The sequence below is a fragment of the Pseudomonas sp. 5Vm1k genome, from assembly GCF_056161485.1.
In genome coordinates this window covers 345,914-363,691 of sequence record NZ_JBSPCZ010000003.1, presented here as the reverse complement: position 1 = coordinate 363,691, position 17,778 = coordinate 345,914, and the positions used below count along the sequence as shown (strand labels likewise).

Genomic DNA, 17,778 nt, shown 5'->3' with positions numbered 1-17,778 from the left:
AGAGGCCCGAACATTCAACACTGAACTACCGCTCAAACAACTCCATCTGCTCAAACCCACCGCGCAAATCCTCCAGCCTTACCCCGATCCCCAACAACCGCACCGGTTTACCGCCGCGATTGAATGCCTGGGTCAATAACAGCTGATAACTCCCCAGATCCCGCCCTGCCCCGGCCTGCTCCAGCGTGGTTTGGGTAAAGTCATGGAATTTCACTTTGACGAACGGCTTGCCCGGTCGATAGCTGCTGTCGATGCGCGCCATACGCCCGGCGAGGGTTTCCAGCAACTCAGGCAGTTTATCCAGACAACTCACTAAATCCGGCAGGTCCACGTCGTAGGTATTTTCGACACTGATGGATTGCCGACGGTTGTCGTTATGCACCAGCCGCTCATCAATCCCACGGGCCAGGCTCCAGAGTCGCTCACCGAAACTGCCGAATTCGCGCACCAGCGCCAACTTGTTCCACTCACGCAACTGCGCACAATCAACAATGCCGAGCCTAGCGAGCTTGTCAGCAGTGACCTTGCCCACACCGTGCAGCTTGCTCACCGGTAGACCGCTAACAAAGTCCTCCACCTGATCCGGCGTGATCACGAACAGGCCGTTGGGCTTCTTCCAGTCACTGGCGATCTTGGCCAGAAACTTGTTCGGCGCCACCCCCGCCGAAACCGTGATGTGCAACTGATTGGAAACCCGGCGCCGGATGTCCTGGGCGATCCGCGTGGCGCTGCCGCCAAAGTGCGCACTGTCCGACACGTCCAGAAAGGCCTCATCGAGGGAAAGCGGCTCGATCAGGTCAGTGTAATCGCTGAAGATCGTATGAATTTCCTTCGACGCTTCTCTATAAGCGTCCATCCGCGGCTTGACGATGGTCAGGTCCGGGCACAGCTTCAAGGCATGCCCGGAAGACATCGCCGAACGCACGCCATAGGCTCGCGCTTCGTAATTGCAGGTGGCGATCACCCCGCGCCGGTCTGCCGACCCGCCCACCGCCAGTGGCTTACCGGCCAGACGCGGGTCATCACGCATCTCGATGGCGGCGTAGAAACAGTCACAGTCGACGTGGATGATTTTGCGTTGAGTCATATAGAAGCGGTGTTCATGGCAAAGAAATGACGTAATGACGAGCCGGATCGGCAGTATCTCACTGACACCTGTATATAGCACCAGTACTCTGAATCTTCTTCAATCGCTGTAGGAAAAGGCCGGATGAATTTGTTTTCTCAATCGAATAACACCTGCCGATAGAGCTGAAAGCCTTGCCACACCTGCCTTACAGCCCTGTCACGCCGCGCTTTTTATAGCTAAGCGATTGAACAGGAACAGGTTTTTTCTGAATTGAAGGTTGACACCCCAGCGTTCCTCTGTAGAATGCCGACACACAGACGCGGGATGGAGCAGTCTGGTAGCTCGTCGGGCTCATAACCCGAAGGTCGTCGGTTCAAATCCGGCTCCCGCAACCAAACATCAAGAAAGGCTACTCGAAAGAGTGGCCTTTTTTGTGCGCGTCTATTTTGTCGAAATATGCCGCTGATCAGCGCACCGGGTAAAAACGAGAAATCGTTCTGATTCCGAAACTTACCTCTGCCCCACCACCGTTCGACACTAATTCGCGCTTATTTGACCTGATTCAGGATTAACCGTTGACACCCCGGCGTTCCGCTGTAGAATGCCGCCACACAGACGCGGGATGGAGCAGTCTGGTAGCTCGTCGGGCTCATAACCCGAAGGTCGTCGGTTCAAATCCGGCTCCCGCAACCAAACATCAAAAAAGGCTGCTCGAAAGAGTGGCCTTTTTTGTATCTGTCGAAAAAGTCCTTTCGCAACAATGATCTGTCACTGTGTAGTGAACCGTTCGGGATCACCAAGACTCTGAGTTCAGACTATGCTCTGTGCCAGGCAGGCCCTCTACGACCGATGACGCGCCATCGCCGGAAACCTGCGAGAAGCGTTAATATTTGTGATTATTTTTTTCTACAGGGATTGGTAACTTGGCTCGATACCTCCATCCTGTCGCGCACAATCCAAGAGGTGATTGATGCGCGCCAACTCGTCTGATCCACAAGACACCGTCACAGCGACACAACCTATCAAGGCCGAGCGTTTGCGCTTGCTTGATCTGGTCAGCAAATACCGCCAGCCGATTGGTCTTGCGGTCACCTTGCTGTTGTTCGCTATCGCGCTGATTGCCTGTCGCCATCTATTAAGCGAACTCGATCTGTATGCGCTCCACGACTCGATCCTGGACGTCCCGAAACCGGCATTGATCGGCGCATTGGGTGCGACCGTCGTCGGCTTCATCATTTTGCTGGGCTACGAATGGTCCGCCAGCCGCTATGCCGGCGTCACGCTGGCACCAAGAACCCTGGCGCTGGGCGGCTTCACCGCGTTCGCGATTGGCAATGCCATCGGCCTGTCGATGCTCTCGGGCGGCTCGGTTCGCTACCGTTTATATGCACGTCATGGCCTGGGGGCTTCCGACGTTGCGCACATGACGCTGTTCGCCAGCCTCTCCCTCGGCTGCGCCCTGCCCCCGCTCGCGGCATTGGCGACCCTGAGCAACCTGCCTGCCGCCTCCGCCGCTTTAGGCCTCTCCGAGACGTTGCTGGGCGTCATCGCCGCCGCAGTGCTGTTGCTCACGACAGTACTTGCCATCGGCATCTATCGACGTCGACTGCCGGAGCAGCCTTACCCGGACAATCTGCTGGTCAAGGCCGGGCGCCGCACCTTGCGCCTGCCGGGCCGTCGCCTGACATTCCTGCAATTGGTGATCACCGCCCTGGACGTGGCCGCCGCCGCGACCGTGCTTTATCTTTTGCTGCCGGAAGCCCCACCCTTTGGCGCCTTCCTGCTGATCTATCTGCTGGCCCTGGCCGCGGGTGTGCTCAGCCATGTGCCCGGCGGGGTCGGGGTATTCGAAGCCATTCTGCTCGCGGCGTTCGCCGACACCCTCGGCGCCGCGCCATTGGCCGCCGCCCTGCTGCTCTATCGATTGATTTACGTGGTGCTGCCTTTGCTGGTGGCCTGCGTGTTCCTGCTGATCAATGAAGGCCAGCGCCTGTTTCAGTCCCGCCAATCGCTAAGGGCTGCCTCGGGTCTGGCGGCGCCGATTCTGGCGTTGCTGGTGTTCATGTCCGGCGTGGTGCTGCTGTTCTCCGGCGCCACCCCGGAAATCGACACGCGCCTGGAGCACATCGGCTTTCTGATTCCGCATCGCCTCGTCGACGCCTCCCACTTTGGCGCCAGCCTGATCGGCGTCCTGTGCCTGTTGCTCGCACAGGGCCTGCGTCGTCGACTGTCGGCGGCGTGGATGTTGACCACCATTCTGTTGCTGGTCGGCGCCGTACTGTCGCTACTCAAGGGTTTCGATTGGGAAGAAGCCTGCCTGATGACCCTGACAGCGAGCCTGCTCGGGGTGTTCCGGCGCTCGTTCTATCGCGCCAGTCGCCTGACCGAACTGCCGTTCTCGCCGCTGTACCTGGTCGCCAGCCTGTGCGTGCTCGGCGCGTCGATCTGGCTGCTGTTGTTTGCTTACCAGGACGTCCCGTACAGCCATCAACTCTGGTGGCAGTTCACCCTCGACGCTGATGCGCCGCGTGGCTTGCGTTCGCTACTGGGTGCCGCGGTGTTGCTGGTGGTGGTGTCGCTGACCTGGCTGCTGCGTACCGCGCGCCCGATCATTCATCTGCCGACCCCGGACGAACTGGACCGCGCGGTAAAGATCCTCATGGCGTCGTCGCAACCCGACGGCGGCCTCGCGCTGACCGGTGACAAGGCGTTGCTGTTCCACCCCAACGACGAGGCGTTCCTGATGTACGCCCGCCGTGGCCGCAGCCTGGTGGCGCTGTACGACCCGATCGGCCCGACCCAGCAACGGGCGGAAATGATCTGGCAGTTCCGCGACCTCTGCGACATTCACCACGCCCGTCCGGTCTTCTATCAAGTGCGCGCCGAGAACCTGCCGTACTACATGGACATCGGCCTGACGGCGATCAAGCTCGGCGAAGAAGCCCGGGTCGATCTGCATCGCTTTGATCTCGAAGCCAAGGGCAAAGAGATGAAAGACCTGCGCTACACCTGGAATCGCGGCACCCGTGACGGTCTGTCACTGGAAATACACGAGCCGGGGCATGCGCCGATGGACGAGCTCAAGGTAATTTCCGATGCCTGGCTGACCGGCAAGAACGTGCGCGAGAAAGGCTTCTCCCTCGGCCGTTTCAGCGATGACTACCTCAAGCATTTCCGCGTCGCGGTGATTCGTTTCGAAGGGCGTCCGGTGGCCTTCGCCAACCTGCTCGAGACCTACGGCCATGACCTGGCCAGCCTCGACTTGATGCGCGCACATCCGGATGCCCCCAAGCTGACCATGGAATTCATGATGGTCGGCCTGATTCAACATTATAAAAATCATGGATACGCGCGTTTCAGCCTGGGCATGGTGCCGCTGTCGGGTCTTCAACCCCGTCGCGGTGCGCCACTGACCCAGCGCCTGGGCTCGATGGTTTTCCGCCGTGGTGAGCAGCTCTACAACTTCCAAGGCTTGCGCCGCTTCAAAGACAAATTCCAGCCTGACTGGGAACCCCGTTATATGGCCGTGCCCGCCGGACTCGATCCGCTGGTTGCCCTGGCCGATACTGCTGCCCTGATTGCGGGCGGCTTGACTGGATTGGTGAAACGCTGATGATTCAACGCTCCTTGCGGTACGTACTGGCCACACTGGTAGTGCTGGCCCTGATTGTCGGTGGCGGTTACTGGTACCTGAAACGCCCGGCACCAGAACCGACCCTCGAACTGCTGACGCCGGCCGACGGCACCGTCATGACCCGAGTCATTCCCGGCTCCACGCCAAAGGCGCAGGTGCTGGTGGCGGTCACTGATGGACAAAAGCTTAGCGATCAACAACTGAAGACCCTGAGCCGCAGTGCTGCGGCGCAGATCGTTCAGGTGATTCTGCCCAAAGACTGCCTGCTGCAAAGCCGCGCCCTGCAATCAGGTTTGCGCGAGCTGAAAGGCCCGGCGACCCTGGTCAGCGGTATCGGCCCTGGCGCCGTGCTGGCCTGGCGCTGGTTGTCCGAGCAGAAAAACGACAAGGCCCAGGCTGTGTCGGTGGACCTGGCCCTGGAAAAGGGTGGCTGCACGCACCTGCTGCCGAAAAGCGCCGCTCACGGCCACTGGCTGGTGGCCTGGAACGACAACCCGGACGACGCCAGCGCAGGCTTCGTGCGCGACCAACCCAACGCCGAAACCAGCATCAGCGACTACGACATCAATCTGCCGCAAGTGCTGAACAACGAACTGCGCAAGATCCTCGTCGGTGGTGATAAAGCCGCTGGCGGCCTGCAGATTCCAGTGGTTGAAGTCCCGGCCGGTCAGGCCAAGGACACCGTGACCCTGTTCCTCTCCGGTGACGGCGGCTGGCGCGACCTCGACCGCGACGTGGCGGGCGAAATGGCCAAGATCGGTTACCCAGTGGTCGGCATCGACACCCTGCGCTACTACTGGCAGCACAAGAGCCCAGAGCAAAGCGCCCTGGACCTCGCCGAACTGATGCAGCACTACCGCCAGAAATGGGGCACCAAGCGCTTCATCCTGACCGGTTACTCGTTCGGTGCCGACGTACTACCAGCCATCTACAACCGTATGGCAGAGTCGGAGCAGCAACGGGTCGACGCAATCATCCTGCTGGCCTTCGCCCGCACCGGCAGCTTCGAAATCGAAGTCGAAGGCTGGCTCGGCAACGCCGGTAAAGAAGCCGCCACCGGCCCGGAAATGGCCAAGCTGCCTGCCGATAAAGTGGTGTGCATCTACGGCGAAGAAGAAGTCGACGAGAGCGGCTGCACCGACAAGACCGCTGTAGGCGAGGCTGTGAAGCTGCCTGGCGGCCACCACTTCGACGAGAACTACCCTGCCCTTGCACAGCGCCTGGTAGACATCATCGTCAAGCGCCAAGCCAAGGAAGCAGCGACGCCGGATACCGCCGCTCAAGAGTGAACTGAGCGACGCGTAACAAAAAGCCCCTGCAGCCGTTTGGTTGCGGGGGCTTTTTTATGGGCAAGATCAAAAGATCGCAGCCTTCGGCAGCTACAGAAGACTGCATTCCACTGTAGGAGCCGACGAAGGCTGCGATCTTTTGGCGATCTGTCAGACATAAAAAACACCTGAACGGCCCTTGGATTTCATCAGCTTGATTCATCTGCTCAAGCATTCCAGCGACTCGCGCGTTTAGTTTTGTTTACTTAAGGTGTCGCAATATCGGATGACGCCGACAGACCTTGTAGGCAAACTCCGAATCGTTCTTTTTAGGCACTTTGGTGCCTTGTTGCGCTTTTCTTCGACGGGATACTCTCCGGACGTCGCTGACCATTCAGCGATCGGGTGTGGTAACCCGGCTAGGCAAAGTGCAACAGCGCTCCCATAACGATTTCATGCGTTCTTACGCCTGTAATCACGCGTTATGGCGGCTGTGCGTGGGAGACCTTCGGGTCTGCCGGTTTCTTTGCTCTTCCGGTTTACCACCCTGCGTACAGCTGCCACCCATTCGTGTGGTAACGAATGCGGCAGCTCCTCGTTTTAAGGAGCGAAACAATGAGCAAAACAAATCCGTCCACTCCGTCAGACCTGAAAACCATCGGCTTCACGCCGTTGATCTATTGCCCAGACAAACCTCTGTTCCATGTCAGCGCCGGCGTCCCGATTGGCGACGCACTGGCACAAGCCTCCGACCTGCTGTCCCTTGCGAAATCCTTCACCGAGGATGCCGCCTACGCCAAAGACACCGACCGCCACGCCTGGGCCGCGCATTACCTGACGGCCATGGGCAAAGCCGTGATTGATGATGTGGTGAAGGTGCTGACGCCGCGACCTGCGCGGACAAAGACCGAATCTGAAGAAGAGATGCTTGAAAGCAACTAACACCGCCCCCCCTGTGGGAGCGGGCTTGCTCGCGAAAGCGGTGGGTCATTCAACACAGGGCTCGACTGACACGGCCTCTTCGCGAGCAAGCCCGCTCCCACAGGGGGATCTTCGTTGTAGTGGGGTGATGTGACCGGGCACAAAAAAGCCCCTGCCACCAAACCGGCAACGGGGGCTTTTTGATGTGGCTTACATCTCCACTTGCGTCCCCAACTCAATCACCCGGTTCAGCGGCAGATTGAAGAACCGCAGATTACCGTTGGCATTCTGCAACATGAAGGCGAACAGCCCTTCGCGCCAGCGGGCCATGCCTTCGAGTTTGGAGGCGATGACGGTTTCGCGACTGAGGAAGTAGGTGGTGCGCATCGGGCTGAAGTCCAGGTCGTCGAGATGACACAGCTTCAGCGCTTGCGGCACGTCCGGTTCGTCGACGAAGCCGAAGTGCAGGATGACGCGGAAGAACCCTTCGCCGTAGGAATCGACCTCGAAACGCCGAGATGCCGGCACCCGAGGGATGTCTTCGTACACGACGGTCAGCAGCACCACTTGCTCGTGCAACACCTGGTTATGCAGCAGGTTGTGCAACAGCGCGTGGGGTACGGCGTCCGGGCGCGCAGTGAGGAACACGGCGGTGCCTTGGACGCGGTGCGGCGGTTGCACACGGATACTGCTGATGAAAATCGGCAGCGGCAACCCGCCCTCGTCGAGACGCTCGACCAGCAGTTGTTTGCCGCGCTTCCAGGTGGTCATCAGCACAAACAGCACAATACCGGCGATCACCGGGAACGCACCGCCCTGGACGATTTTCGGCACGTTCGCGGCGAAGTACAGACCGTCGACCAACAAGAAACCAATCGACAATGGCACGGCGAAGATCGGCGGCCATTTCCACAGCAGCAACATCACCGCCGACACCAGCACGGTGGTCATCAGCATGGTGCCAGTCACGGCCACGCCGTAGGCCGAGGCCAGGGCACCGGAGGATTCGAAGCCCAACACCAACAGGATCACACCAACCATCAGCGACCAGTTGACCGCGCCGATGTAGATCTGGCCCTGCTCGGCACTGGAGGTGTGGCGGATGTGCATGCGCGGGATGTAGCCGAGCTGGATCGCCTGACGGGTCAGGGAGAACGCACCGGAAATCACCGCTTGGGACGCAATCACCGTGGCCATGGTCGACAGACCGACCAGCGGAATCAAGGCCCAGCTCGGTGCCAACAGGTAGAACGGGTTACGCGCAGCTTCCGGATCGCCGAGCAGCAACGCGCCCTGGCCGAAGTAATTCAGCACCAGCGCTGGCAGCACGAGGATGAACCACGCACGGGCAATCGGCTTGCGACCGAAGTGCCCCATGTCGGCGTACAGCGCTTCGGCGCCGGTCAGCGCGAGGACCACAGCGCCAAGAATGGTCACACCCATGCCTGGATGCGCGACAAAGAAACGCACGCCCCACACCGGGTTCATCGCGTGCAACACTTCCGGGTGCTGGAGGATGCCGTAGACGCCCAAGGCACCCAGCACCAAAAACCAGGTCACCATGATCGGCCCGAACAGAATGCCGATGCGCGCGGTGCCATGGCTCTGAATCAGGAACAGCGCCACCAGCACGATCAACGACAGCGGCACCACCCAATGGTCGATGCCATCGAATGCCAGCCCCAAGCCCTCAATCGCCGAGAGCACGGAAATCGCCGGGGTGATCATGCTATCGCCGTAAAACAGCGCCGCACCGATCAGCCCGCAGACCACCAGAAAACCTCGCAACTTCGGATGCCCCGCCGCTGCCCGCCGCGCCAGCGCGGTCAAGGCCATGATCCCGCCTTCGCCCTGGTTGTCGGCACGCAGCACGAACATCATGTATTTGAACGACACGACCCAGATCAGCGACCAGAAGATCAGCGCCAGGATGCCCAACACGCCGTCGTGGTTGACCGGTACGCCATAGCCGCCGGAAAACACTTCTTTAAGGGTGTAGAGCGGGCTCGTGCCGATATCGCCGTAAACCACCCCAACCGCCGCGACCAGCATGCCGATCGGTTTTGCCGCCGAATGCTCGGCGCCCGCCGCCTGACTACTTGCCTGCCCCATCCAAAACTCCTACTACTCAGACCCGGACTTCTTATAAGAAGCACTATGCTTTGCCGTGCAGCATGCGCTGTTTTACTTAAGGTTACAGACGATTTGTTGACTGTAAAAATTCGGTAAAGCGTAACGGCGCGAAGCATAGCGCAGCACTCGTCGTATTTCCCTGCATAAAGCTGGTCAAGTGCGCCTCTCATCGCTAGAATTGCGCACTTTTTGACCAGAGGCGCAACATAGCGCCCGTCTGTCGCCTTGCCGTCTTCGGCTGGAGGCGCCACAAATACCGAGGTTAGACATGTCCACCACTCCTGCGCCGGCCAATCCAAAGGTTGGCTTCGTATCCCTGGGTTGCCCCAAAGCTCTGGTCGATTCCGAGCGCATCCTTACCCAACTGCGCATGGAAGGCTATGACGTCGTGTCCACTTACGAGGACGCCGACGTCGTGGTGGTCAACACCTGCGGTTTCATCGACTCGGCCAAGGCTGAATCGCTGGAAGTGATCGGCGAAGCCATCAAGGAAAACGGCAAGGTCATTGTGACCGGCTGCATGGGCGTCGAAGAAGGCGCCATTCGCAAGGTGCACCCAAGCGTGCTGGCCGTGACCGGTCCGCAACAGTACGAGCAAGTGGTCAACGCCGTGCACGACGCCGTGCCGCCGCGCCAGGATCACAACCCGCTGATCGACCTGGTGCCGCCGCAAGGCATCAAGTTGACCCCGCGCCATTACGCGTACCTGAAGATTTCCGAAGGCTGCAACCACAGCTGCAGCTTCTGCATCATCCCCTCGATGCGCGGCAAACTGGTCAGCCGTCCGGTCGGTGATGTGCTCGACGAAGCCCAGCGCCTGGTCAAGGCCGGCGTCAAAGAGCTGTTGGTGATTTCGCAAGACACCAGCGCCTATGGCGTCGACGTGAAATACCGCACCGGTTTCTGGAACGGCGCGCCGGTGAAAACCCGCATGACCGAACTCTGCGAAGCCTTGAGCAGCCTCGGCGTCTGGGTGCGTCTGCACTACGTCTACCCGTACCCGCACGTCGACGAACTGATCCCGCTGATGGCCGCCGGCAAGATCCTGCCGTACCTGGACATCCCGTTCCAGCACGCCAGCCCGAAAGTCCTGAAAGCCATGAAACGCCCGGCCTTCGAAGACAAGACCCTGGCGCGGATCAAGAACTGGCGCGAGATCTGCCCGGACCTGATCATCCGTTCGACCTTCATCGTCGGCTTCCCCGGCGAAACCGAAGAAGACTTCCAGTACCTGCTGAACTGGCTGACCGAAGCGCAGCTCGATCGCGTTGGCTGCTTCCAGTACTCGCCGGTCGAAGGCGCACCGGCCAACCTGCTGGACGCGGCCATCGTGCCGGACGACGTCAAGCAAGACCGTTGGGACCGCTTCATGGCCCACCAACAGGCCATCAGCTCGGCGCGCCTGCAACTGCGCGTCGGCCGTGAAATCGAAGTGCTGGTGGACGAAGTCGACGAGCAAGGCGCAGTCGGCCGCTGCTTCTTCGATGCCCCGGAAATCGACGGCAACGTGTTCATCGACAACGGCAGCAACTTGAAGCCAGGCGACAAAGTCTGGTGCAAAGTGACCGACGCTGACGAATACGACCTGTGGGCTGAACAGATCTAAACGCAAAAAATACAAAAAGCCCCGCTCTCTTGACGAGATGCGGGGCTTTTTTACGTCTATCGTTTTGTGGAGAACGGATTCGCATCATTCATCCATGAGAGGCAGGCGGGCATGCGCCACCATTCGGTCATCCACACACCGAAACAAAGTGATTACGAAGAACTCACCCGGGTCTGGGAGGCCTCGGTGCGCGCCACCCATGACTTTCTGCCGGACAGCTACATCGACTTGCTGAAGAACCTGGTGCTGACCCGCTACCTCGACGCGGTGATGCTGATCTGCACCAAAGACTCGCGCCAGCGCATCACCGGGTTCGCTGGCGTCGCGGCGGGCAAGGTCGAAATGCTGTTTATCGACCCGGCCCATCGCGGCCAGGGTCTGGGCAAGCAGCTGCTGCGTTATGCCCTGGAACACCTGAACGCCGATGAACTGGACGTCAACGAACAGAACCCTCAGGCGCTGGGGTTCTATTTCAAGCAAGGGTTTGAGGTGATTGGCCGCTCGGAAGTCGATGGTATGGGCCAGCCTTATCCGTTGTTGCACATGCGTTTGCGCCAGGCGCAACAGTTGACGCGCAATGGCTGATACAACATGAAACCCTTGTGGGAGCGGGCTTGCTCGCGAAAGCGGTGTGTCAGCCGACATCAATGTTGACTGACACACCGCATTCGCGAGCAAGCCCGCTCCCACATTAAAAGCACCTGCGGCAAATGGAGCCGGGATTAACCGGCGCCCAGCAGGTACAATGCCCACCCCTTTTTTGTTACGGCCCTGTCATGACTGACCCGATTCGTCTCTCCAAACGCCTCATCGAACTCGTCGGCTGTTCCCGTCGGGAGGCTGAGCTGTTCATCGAGGGCGGCTGGGTCACCGTGGACGGCGAAGTCATTGACGAGCCGCAGTTCAAGGTCGAGAACCAGAAAGTCGAGCTCGACCCGGAGGCCAAGGCCACTGCGCCGGAGCCGGTGACCATTCTGTTCAACGTCGCGGCCGGCATGGACGCGGAAACGGCCATGGCCAGCATCAGCGCCGAAACCCTGAGCGAAGAACACCGCTTCAGCAAACGTCCGCTCAAGGGCCACTTCCTGCGCCTGACCGCCAGCACCGACCTGCAGGCCAATGCCAGCGGTCTGCTGGTGTTCACCCAGGACTGGAAGATCCTGCGCAAGCTGACTGCCGACTCCGCGAAAATCGAGCAGGAGTATGTGGTCGAGGTTGAAGGCGACATGGTCGCTCACGGCCTCAACCGTCTGAACCACGGCCTGACTTACAAGGGTAAGGAACTGCCACCGGTCAAGGCCAGCTGGCAGAACGAAAACCGTCTGCGCTTTGCCATGAAGAACCCACAACCGGGCGTGATCGCCCTGTTCTGCCAGGCCGTTGGCCTGAAGGTCGTCGCCATCCGCCGCATTCGCATCGGCGGCGTGTCCATCGGCAAAGTGCCGTTGGGGCAATGGCGCTACCTGTCCGGCAAAGAGAAGTTCTAAGACTTTTCACGCCGCCCTACATTTCGGCGCCGCTGTTGATGCGGCGCCCACTGCTGAATATCAGGATTGCACACCATGATTCATAACGACGTACTGCGCAGCGTGCGCTACATGCTGGACATCAGCGACAAGAAAGTCATCGAGATCATCAAGCTCGGCGGCATGGACGTGACCATGGAAGACCTGGTGACGTACCTCGACAAGAAAGAGGAAGACGAGGAAGGCTTCGTTCGCTGCCCGGACGAAGTCATCGCGCATTTCCTTGATGGCCTGGTGATCTTCAAGCGTGGCAAGGACGAAAGCCGTCCGCCACAGCCGATCGAAACGCCGGTGACCAACAACATCATCCTGAAGAAACTGCGCGTGGCCTTCGAACTGAAAGAAGACGACATGCACGCAATCCTCAAGGCGTCCGAGTTCCCGGTGTCCAAGCCTGAGCTGAGCGCGCTGTTCCGCAAGTTCGGCCACACCAACTACCGCACCTGTGGTGACCAGTTGCTGCGCAACTTCCTCAAGGGCCTGACCCTGCGCGTTCGTCCGCAGTAAATCGCCACGAACGCCTCGGCCCCTGTAGGAGTGAGGCTTGCCCGCGAAGGCGATCTCAAAAACGCCATCGCGAGCAAGCTTTGCTCCTACAGGGTAGCGACATAGCGCTTCATTCCTCGCAAAAATAGTGGCTCCGCTTCTGGCGGCTGACGACTAGGGTGTATTGACCCTCAGCTCTCAGGATTCGCCATGCCCCCTTACTTTTCCCTGCAAGGCCGCACCGCTCTGGTGACCGGCGGCACCCGTGGTATCGGCAAAATGATCGCCAAGGCTTATGTCGAGGCCGGCGCGACCGTGTACGTCTGCGCCCGGGATGCCGAGGCTTGCCTGCAAACAGCCGAAGAGTTGAGTGTTTTCGGCATCTGCCACGGCATCGCGGCGAATCTGGCTACCGAGGAAGGCGTCCTGCAACTGGCGACACGCCTGGGCGAGCAGATCGATCACCTAGACATTCTGGTCAACAACGCCGGCACCACTTGGGGCGCGCCGCTGGAAAGCTACCCGATCAAGGGTTGGGAAAAGGTCATGCAGCTCAACGTGACGTCGGTGTTCAACTGCATCCAACAGTTTTTGCCGCTGTTGCGCAAAGCAGGTTCTGAAGCCAATCCGGCGCGGATCATCAACATCGGCTCGGTGGCCGGGATTTCGTCCTTCGGTGAACAGGCTTATGCCTACGGACCGAGCAAGGCTGCCCTACATCAACTGTCGCGGATTCTCGCGCGAGAACTGGTGAGCCAGCACATCAACGTCAACGTGATTGCGCCGGGGCGTTTTCCGAGCAAGATGACCCAGCACATCGGCAATGATGAGCAGGCGTTGGCCGAGGATACGGCGCTGATTCCGATGAAGCGCTGGGGTCGGGAGGAAGAGATGGCGGCGCTGGCGATCAGTTTGGCGAGTACGGCGGGGGCGTATATGACCGGGAATATTATTCCGTTGGATGGTGGGTTTAGTCTCTGAGATTGGCGGTGCGGCCTTCGCGGGCAAGCCACGCTCCCACAGGTTTTATGCCGTACACAAAAGTGGTGTTCGCTCGATAACCCTGTGGGAGCGGGCTTGCTCGCGAAGGCGCCCTAGCAGCCAACGCCGATTCCGAAGTCGATCGGGTTATCATGCCCGCCTCTTACCCCGCCTCGACCCCCAAACCATGACCTACAGCGTTTCCCCCATCGGCTTCGTGCGCTCCTGCTTCAAGGAGAAATTCGCCATCCCGCGCCAACCGCAACTGGCCCCGGCCGCTCGCGGTGTGCTGGAGTTGGTGGCGCCGTTCGATCAGGGTGATGCGGTGCAAGGGCTGGAGCAGGTCAGCCACGTCTGGCTGCTGTTCCTGTTCCACCAGGCCCTGGAAGAAAAGCCACGCCTCAAAGTCCGTCCTCCTCGCCTGGGCGGCAACAAATCCATGGGCGTGTTTGCCACCCGAGCGACCCATCGGCCCAATGGCATCGGCCAATCCGTGGTGAAGCTGGACAAGGTCGAAGCCAGTCGGTTGTTTATCTCCGGTATCGACTTGCTGGACGGCACGCCGATTCTCGACATCAAACCCTACGTGCCTTACGCCGACATCATTGACAGCGCCTCCAACAGCATCGCCAGCGCCGCGCCGCAGTTGATTCCGGTGCGATGGGCGGAGACCGCGTTGCAACAGGCTCACGAGCACGCTCAGCGCCTTGGCGAGCCTTTGGTTGCGCTGATCGATCAATGTCTGGCACAAGACCCACGCCCGGCGTACCAGGTTCCTACACCTGAGCGCGAATATGGTGCGCAGTTCTGGGACCTGGATGTGCGGTGGCATTATCCCGAGGCGGGTGTGATCCGCGTCCTCGAGGTTATTCCTGCCTCCAACTAATGCAGGAGACAGGGATTGTGCCAGGCATAAAAAAGCCCCCATTGCCTGCACAGACAATGGGGGCTGATCGTTCCCATGCTCTGCGTGGGAATGCATCCAGTGACGCTCTGCGTCACCTTGACAACTGCTTACTTCTCGACGAACGCACGCTCGATCAGGTAGTCACCCGGCTCGCGCATCCGCGGCGAAACTTTCAGGCCGAAGCTGTTCAACACTTCGCTTGTTTCGTCGAGCATGCTCGGGCTGCCGCACAGCATGGCGCGGTCGTCCTGCGGGTTGATCGGTGGCAGACCGATGTCGGTGAACAGCTTGCCGCTGCGCATCAGGTCGGTCAGGCGACCTTCGTTCTCGAACGGCTCGCGAGTCACGGTCGGGTAGTAGATCAACTTGTCACGCAGGGCCTCGCCGAAGAATTCGTTCTGCGGCAAGTGCTCGGTGATGAATTCGCGGTAAGCGACTTCGTTGACGTAACGGACGCCGTGGCACAGGATCACTTTTTCGAAACGCTCGTAGGTTTCCGGGTCCTGGATGACGCTCATGAACGGCGCCAGACCGGTACCGGTGCTGAGCAGGTACAAATGTTTGCCAGGCTTCAAGTCATCCAGCACCAGCGTGCCGGTAGGCTTCTTGCTGATGATGATCTCGTCGCCTTCCTTCAGATGCTGCAACTGGGAAGTCAGCGGGCCATCAGGCACCTTGATGCTGAAGAACTCGAGATGCTCTTCCCAGTTCGGGCTGGCAATCGAGTAAGCACGCATAAGCGGGCGGCCGTTGGGCTGTTGCAGGCCGATCATCACGAACTGACCGTTCTCGAAGCGCAGGCCCGGATCGCGGGTGCACTTGAAGCTGAACAGAGTGTCGTTCCAGTGATGAACACTGAGGACACGCTCGTGGTTCATGTTGCTCATGTACGTGGGACTCCTGGAGATTGGGTCTGCGCTGCTCTGCTAGAGAACCAGCCGTGCGCAATTGCATCGCATTCTAATGGCAGCCACAATATCTGTTAACTGGATTATTAAGATAAGGGTTATCGGTTATATAGATATGCGATTTACTCTACGTCAACTTCAAGTCTTCGTCGCCGTTGCTCAGCAGGAAAGCGTATCCCGTGCTGCGGGTCTGCTCAACCTCTCGCAATCGGCGGCCAGCACCTCGATCACCGAGCTAGAGCGCCAGTCCAGCTGCCAGCTGTTCGACCGCGCCGGCAAACGGCTGAGCCTCAACGCCCTCGGCAAACAGCTGTTGCCCCAGGCGGTGGCACTGCTCGACCAGTCCAAGGAAATCGAAGACCTGCTCAACGGCAAGTCGGGCTTTGGCTCGCTGGCGGTTGGCGCGACCCTGACCATCGGCAATTACCTGGCGACGTTGCTGATCGGCAGCTTCATGCAGCGCCATCCGGAAAGCCAGGTGAAGCTGCATGTGCAGAACACCGCCAACATCGTGCAACAAGTCGCCCACTATGAAATTGATCTGGGTCTAATCGAAGGCGACTGCAGCCACCCGGACATCGAAGTACAGAGCTGGGTCGAGGATGAACTGGTGGTGTTTTGCGCGCCCCAACATCCGCTGGCCAAACGCGGCATCGCGACCATGGAAGAGCTGAGTCATGAGGCGTGGATCCTGCGCGAACAAGGCTCTGGCACGCGGCTGACCTTTGACCAAGCCATGCGTCACCATCGCAGCTCGCTGAACATTCGCCTGGAGCTGGAACACACCGAAGCGATCAAACGCGCGGTGGAGTCAGGCTTGGGGATTGGCTGCATTTCGCGGCTGGCGCTACGCGATGCGTTCCGGCGTGGCAGCCTGGTGGCGGTGGAGACACCGGATCTGGACCTGGCGCGGCAGTTCTATTTCATCTGGCACAAACAGAAATTTCAGACGCCGGCGATGCGCGAATTTCTCGATCTGTGCCGCGCCTTCACCGCCGGGGTTCAGCGCAGCGACGAGATCGTGCTGCCTTCAATCGCTTAAAGCAGAATCACCGCCCACACCAGCGCGATCATGGTCAACGCCACGAATTGCGCGGCGCTGCCCATGTCCTTGGCGTTCTTGGACAACGGGTGCAACTCAAGGGAAATGCGGTCGATGGCCGCTTCTACCGCCGAATTGAGCAACTCGACAATCAAGGCCAACAGGCAGACCGCGATCAGCAACGCCTGCTCGACACGGCTGACGTTCAGGAAGAACGAAATCGGAATCAAGATAACGTTGAGCAACACCAGTTGCCGAAATGCCGCTTCACCGGTGAAGGCTGCGCGCAGGCCATCCAGCGAGTAACCGGAGGCGTTGAGGATGCGTTTTAGGCCGGTCTGGCCTTTAAAAGGTGACATAGAGTAGGCAACTGAACCAAAAGGAGTGGGAAAGCTAGAGTAAAGAAAGTCAAAAAAGCGTGAATCTGCCGCGCTTTAGTGGCTCGAAATTGACTCAAGTTGTTGCAGGAGCAGCGCCGCCTGGGTCCGGGTCCGCACATTCAGCTTGCGGAAGATCGCCGTCACGTGAGCCTTGATCGTCGCTTCGGAAACGCTCAGCTCGTAGGCAATCTGCTTGTTCAGCAACCCCTCGCACACCATAGTCAGCACCCGGAACTGCTGGGGCGTCAAGCTTGCCAGGCCTTCACTGGCAGCTTTGGCTTCGGCGGAAACGCTGACCGCTTCGAACGCCTGGGGCGGCCAGAAGACATCGCCATCGAGCACCGCACGCACAGCCTTTTGAATGACACTCAGGTCGCTCGACTTGGGAATGAAACCGCTGGCGCCGAATTCCCGGGACTTGACCATGATCGAGGCTTCTTCCTGGGCCGAGACCATCACCACCGGAATCTGCGGATACTGACCGCGCAACAACACCAGCCCTGAAAAACCATAGGCTCCCGGCATGTTCAGGTCCAGCAGCACCAGGTCCCAGTCAGACTTTTCGTCCAGGCGGGTTTCCAGCTCGGCAATGCTCGCCACTTCCACCAGACGGACATCCGGGCCCAGGCCCAGGGTCAATGCTTGATGAAGGGCACTGCGAAAAAGAGGATGGTCGTCGGCAATCAGGATTTCGTATGTGGCCATTTTTCAAATGATCCTGTTTTTTATGGGAAGCCCGATGCATTCAGGCCTCGCCAAACAACTCGAGGTACAGCCACAGAGCTGCACCAACAGGGCACGTTCAACGCCAATTACGTGGCTAATGACGTAAAAAATTCGGCGTATCAAACTTTGGCCGCGCCCTAATCGGCGCCAAGCATGCCCAGCGAAGCCGGGGTGGTCAAGGTGCATGGCCG

The 17,778-nt window shown here is 59.5% G+C and carries 15 protein-coding genes and 2 tRNA genes; 12 read left to right on the top strand and 5 right to left on the bottom strand.

The annotated features are described in order from the left end of the window. Positions 1 to 25: 25 nt before the first annotated feature. Complete coding sequence (dinB, locus tag ACWIKB_RS08240) at positions 26 to 1,087, bottom strand: DNA polymerase IV (RefSeq protein WP_475266133.1); 1,062 nt, start codon at positions 1,085 to 1,087, stop codon at positions 26 to 28. A gap of 300 nt (positions 1,088 to 1,387) precedes the next feature. On the opposite strand from dinB, the gene ACWIKB_RS08235 reads away from it, so the two are divergent. The 5 genes from ACWIKB_RS08235 (at position 1,388) to ACWIKB_RS08215 (ending at position 6,913) form a co-directional block, all read left to right on the top strand. Further along, positions 1,388 to 1,464, top strand: a tRNA-Met gene (locus tag ACWIKB_RS08235). 221 nt (positions 1,465 to 1,685) lie between these two features. Then, a tRNA-Met gene (locus tag ACWIKB_RS08230) sits at positions 1,686 to 1,762 on the top strand. Positions 1,763 to 2,039: 277 nt separating this feature from the next. After that, positions 2,040 to 4,682 carry a bifunctional lysylphosphatidylglycerol flippase/synthetase MprF gene (gene mprF, locus ACWIKB_RS08225; RefSeq protein WP_475266132.1) on the top strand — a complete coding sequence of 881 codons (2,643 nt, stop codon included), beginning with the start codon at positions 2,040 to 2,042 and terminating at the stop codon, positions 4,680 to 4,682. After that, complete coding sequence (locus ACWIKB_RS08220) at positions 4,682 to 5,992, top strand: virulence factor family protein (RefSeq protein WP_475266131.1); 1,311 nt, start codon at positions 4,682 to 4,684, stop codon at positions 5,990 to 5,992. The genes mprF and ACWIKB_RS08220 overlap by 1 nt, the downstream gene beginning before the upstream one ends. A 594-nt stretch (positions 5,993 to 6,586) precedes the next feature. Next, positions 6,587 to 6,913, top strand: a complete 327-nt coding sequence (locus ACWIKB_RS08215; RefSeq protein ID WP_475266130.1) for a DUF3077 domain-containing protein — start codon at positions 6,587 to 6,589, stop codon at positions 6,911 to 6,913. Positions 6,914 to 7,102: 189 nt separating this feature from the next. On the opposite strand, the gene ACWIKB_RS08210 is transcribed toward ACWIKB_RS08215, so the two are convergent. Next, the gene (locus ACWIKB_RS08210) at positions 7,103 to 9,004 is read right to left on the bottom strand and encodes a potassium transporter Kup (protein ID WP_475266129.1); all 1,902 of its coding nucleotides are present in this window, start codon (positions 9,002 to 9,004) and stop codon (positions 7,103 to 7,105) included. A gap of 289 nt (positions 9,005 to 9,293) precedes the next feature. Here ACWIKB_RS08210 and rimO point away from each other — a divergent pair, with 289 nt between their 5' ends. The 6 genes from rimO to tsaA all read left to right on the top strand — a co-directional run bounded on the left by rimO (position 9,294) and on the right by tsaA (position 14,510). Further along, positions 9,294 to 10,631, top strand: coding sequence for a 30S ribosomal protein S12 methylthiotransferase RimO (rimO, locus tag ACWIKB_RS08205; protein WP_475266128.1), 1,338 nt, complete (start codon positions 9,294 to 9,296; stop codon positions 10,629 to 10,631). Between the two features lie 111 nt (positions 10,632 to 10,742). Beyond that, entirely contained in the window at positions 10,743 to 11,216 is a 474-nt protein-coding gene (locus ACWIKB_RS08200) for a GNAT family N-acetyltransferase (protein WP_403028030.1), read from the top strand. Positions 11,217 to 11,407: 191 nt separating this feature from the next. Then, on the top strand, positions 11,408 to 12,118 hold the full coding sequence (locus tag ACWIKB_RS08195; RefSeq protein ID WP_163908777.1) for an rRNA pseudouridine synthase: 711 nt from the start codon (positions 11,408 to 11,410) through the stop codon (positions 12,116 to 12,118). 75 nt (positions 12,119 to 12,193) lie between these two features. Beyond that, a complete protein-coding gene (locus ACWIKB_RS08190; RefSeq protein ID WP_475266127.1) occupies positions 12,194 to 12,664 on the top strand; it encodes a YehS family protein in 471 nt (156 codons plus the stop codon). A gap of 189 nt (positions 12,665 to 12,853) precedes the next feature. Beyond that, positions 12,854 to 13,624 carry an SDR family oxidoreductase gene (locus tag ACWIKB_RS08185; protein WP_475266126.1) on the top strand — a complete coding sequence of 257 codons (771 nt, stop codon included), beginning with the start codon at positions 12,854 to 12,856 and terminating at the stop codon, positions 13,622 to 13,624. Between the two features lie 187 nt (positions 13,625 to 13,811). Beyond that, entirely contained in the window at positions 13,812 to 14,510 is a 699-nt protein-coding gene (gene tsaA, locus ACWIKB_RS08180) for a tRNA (N6-threonylcarbamoyladenosine(37)-N6)-methyltransferase TrmO (protein WP_475266125.1), read from the top strand. A 128-nt stretch (positions 14,511 to 14,638) separates the two neighbouring features. On the opposite strand, the gene fpr is transcribed toward tsaA, so the two are convergent. Next, positions 14,639 to 15,418 carry a ferredoxin-NADP reductase gene (gene fpr, locus ACWIKB_RS08175; protein WP_322220950.1) on the bottom strand — a complete coding sequence of 260 codons (780 nt, stop codon included), beginning with the start codon at positions 15,416 to 15,418 and terminating at the stop codon, positions 14,639 to 14,641. A gap of 136 nt (positions 15,419 to 15,554) precedes the next feature. Here fpr and ACWIKB_RS08170 point away from each other — a divergent pair, with 136 nt between their 5' ends. After that, on the top strand, positions 15,555 to 16,481 hold the full coding sequence (locus ACWIKB_RS08170) for a LysR family transcriptional regulator (RefSeq protein WP_475266124.1): 927 nt from the start codon (positions 15,555 to 15,557) through the stop codon (positions 16,479 to 16,481). On the opposite strand, the gene ACWIKB_RS08165 is transcribed toward ACWIKB_RS08170, so the two are convergent. Together ACWIKB_RS08165 and erdR are read right to left on the bottom strand one after the other, a co-directional pair. Continuing rightward, a complete protein-coding gene (locus ACWIKB_RS08165) occupies positions 16,478 to 16,840 on the bottom strand; it encodes a diacylglycerol kinase (RefSeq protein ID WP_007947182.1) in 363 nt (120 codons plus the stop codon). The two genes, ACWIKB_RS08170 and ACWIKB_RS08165, sit on opposite strands and share 4 nt — an antisense overlap. 75 nt (positions 16,841 to 16,915) lie before the next feature. After that, a complete protein-coding gene (gene erdR / locus ACWIKB_RS08160; protein ID WP_010462704.1) occupies positions 16,916 to 17,566 on the bottom strand; it encodes a response regulator transcription factor ErdR in 651 nt (216 codons plus the stop codon). Between the last annotated feature and the right edge of the window lie 212 nt (positions 17,567 to 17,778).

Coding starts and splice junctions, on each gene's coding strand:
- ACWIKB_RS08195 (WP_163908777.1), top strand. CDS start 11,408: ATGACTGACCCGATTCGTCTCTCCAAACGCCTCATCGAACTCGTCGGC.
- rimO (WP_475266128.1), top strand. CDS start 9,294: ATGTCCACCACTCCTGCGCCGGCCAATCCAAAGGTTGGCTTCGTATCC.
- ACWIKB_RS08220 (WP_475266131.1), top strand. CDS start 4,682: ATGATTCAACGCTCCTTGCGGTACGTACTGGCCACACTGGTAGTGCTG.
- ACWIKB_RS08215 (WP_475266130.1), top strand. CDS start 6,587: ATGAGCAAAACAAATCCGTCCACTCCGTCAGACCTGAAAACCATCGGC.
- fpr (WP_322220950.1), bottom strand. CDS start 15,418: ATGAGCAACATGAACCACGAGCGTGTCCTCAGTGTTCATCACTGGAAC.
- ACWIKB_RS08165 (WP_007947182.1), bottom strand. CDS start 16,840: ATGTCACCTTTTAAAGGCCAGACCGGCCTAAAACGCATCCTCAACGCC.
- ACWIKB_RS08210 (WP_475266129.1), bottom strand. CDS start 9,004: ATGGGGCAGGCAAGTAGTCAGGCGGCGGGCGCCGAGCATTCGGCGGCA.
- mprF (WP_475266132.1), top strand. CDS start 2,040: ATGCGCGCCAACTCGTCTGATCCACAAGACACCGTCACAGCGACACAA.
- ACWIKB_RS08190 (WP_475266127.1), top strand. CDS start 12,194: ATGATTCATAACGACGTACTGCGCAGCGTGCGCTACATGCTGGACATC.
- ACWIKB_RS08200 (WP_403028030.1), top strand. CDS start 10,743: ATGCGCCACCATTCGGTCATCCACACACCGAAACAAAGTGATTACGAA.
- erdR (WP_010462704.1), bottom strand. CDS start 17,566: ATGGCCACATACGAAATCCTGATTGCCGACGACCATCCTCTTTTTCGC.
- dinB (WP_475266133.1), bottom strand. CDS start 1,087: ATGACTCAACGCAAAATCATCCACGTCGACTGTGACTGTTTCTACGCC.
- tsaA (WP_475266125.1), top strand. CDS start 13,812: ATGACCTACAGCGTTTCCCCCATCGGCTTCGTGCGCTCCTGCTTCAAG.
- ACWIKB_RS08185 (WP_475266126.1), top strand. CDS start 12,854: ATGCCCCCTTACTTTTCCCTGCAAGGCCGCACCGCTCTGGTGACCGGC.
- ACWIKB_RS08170 (WP_475266124.1), top strand. CDS start 15,555: ATGCGATTTACTCTACGTCAACTTCAAGTCTTCGTCGCCGTTGCTCAG.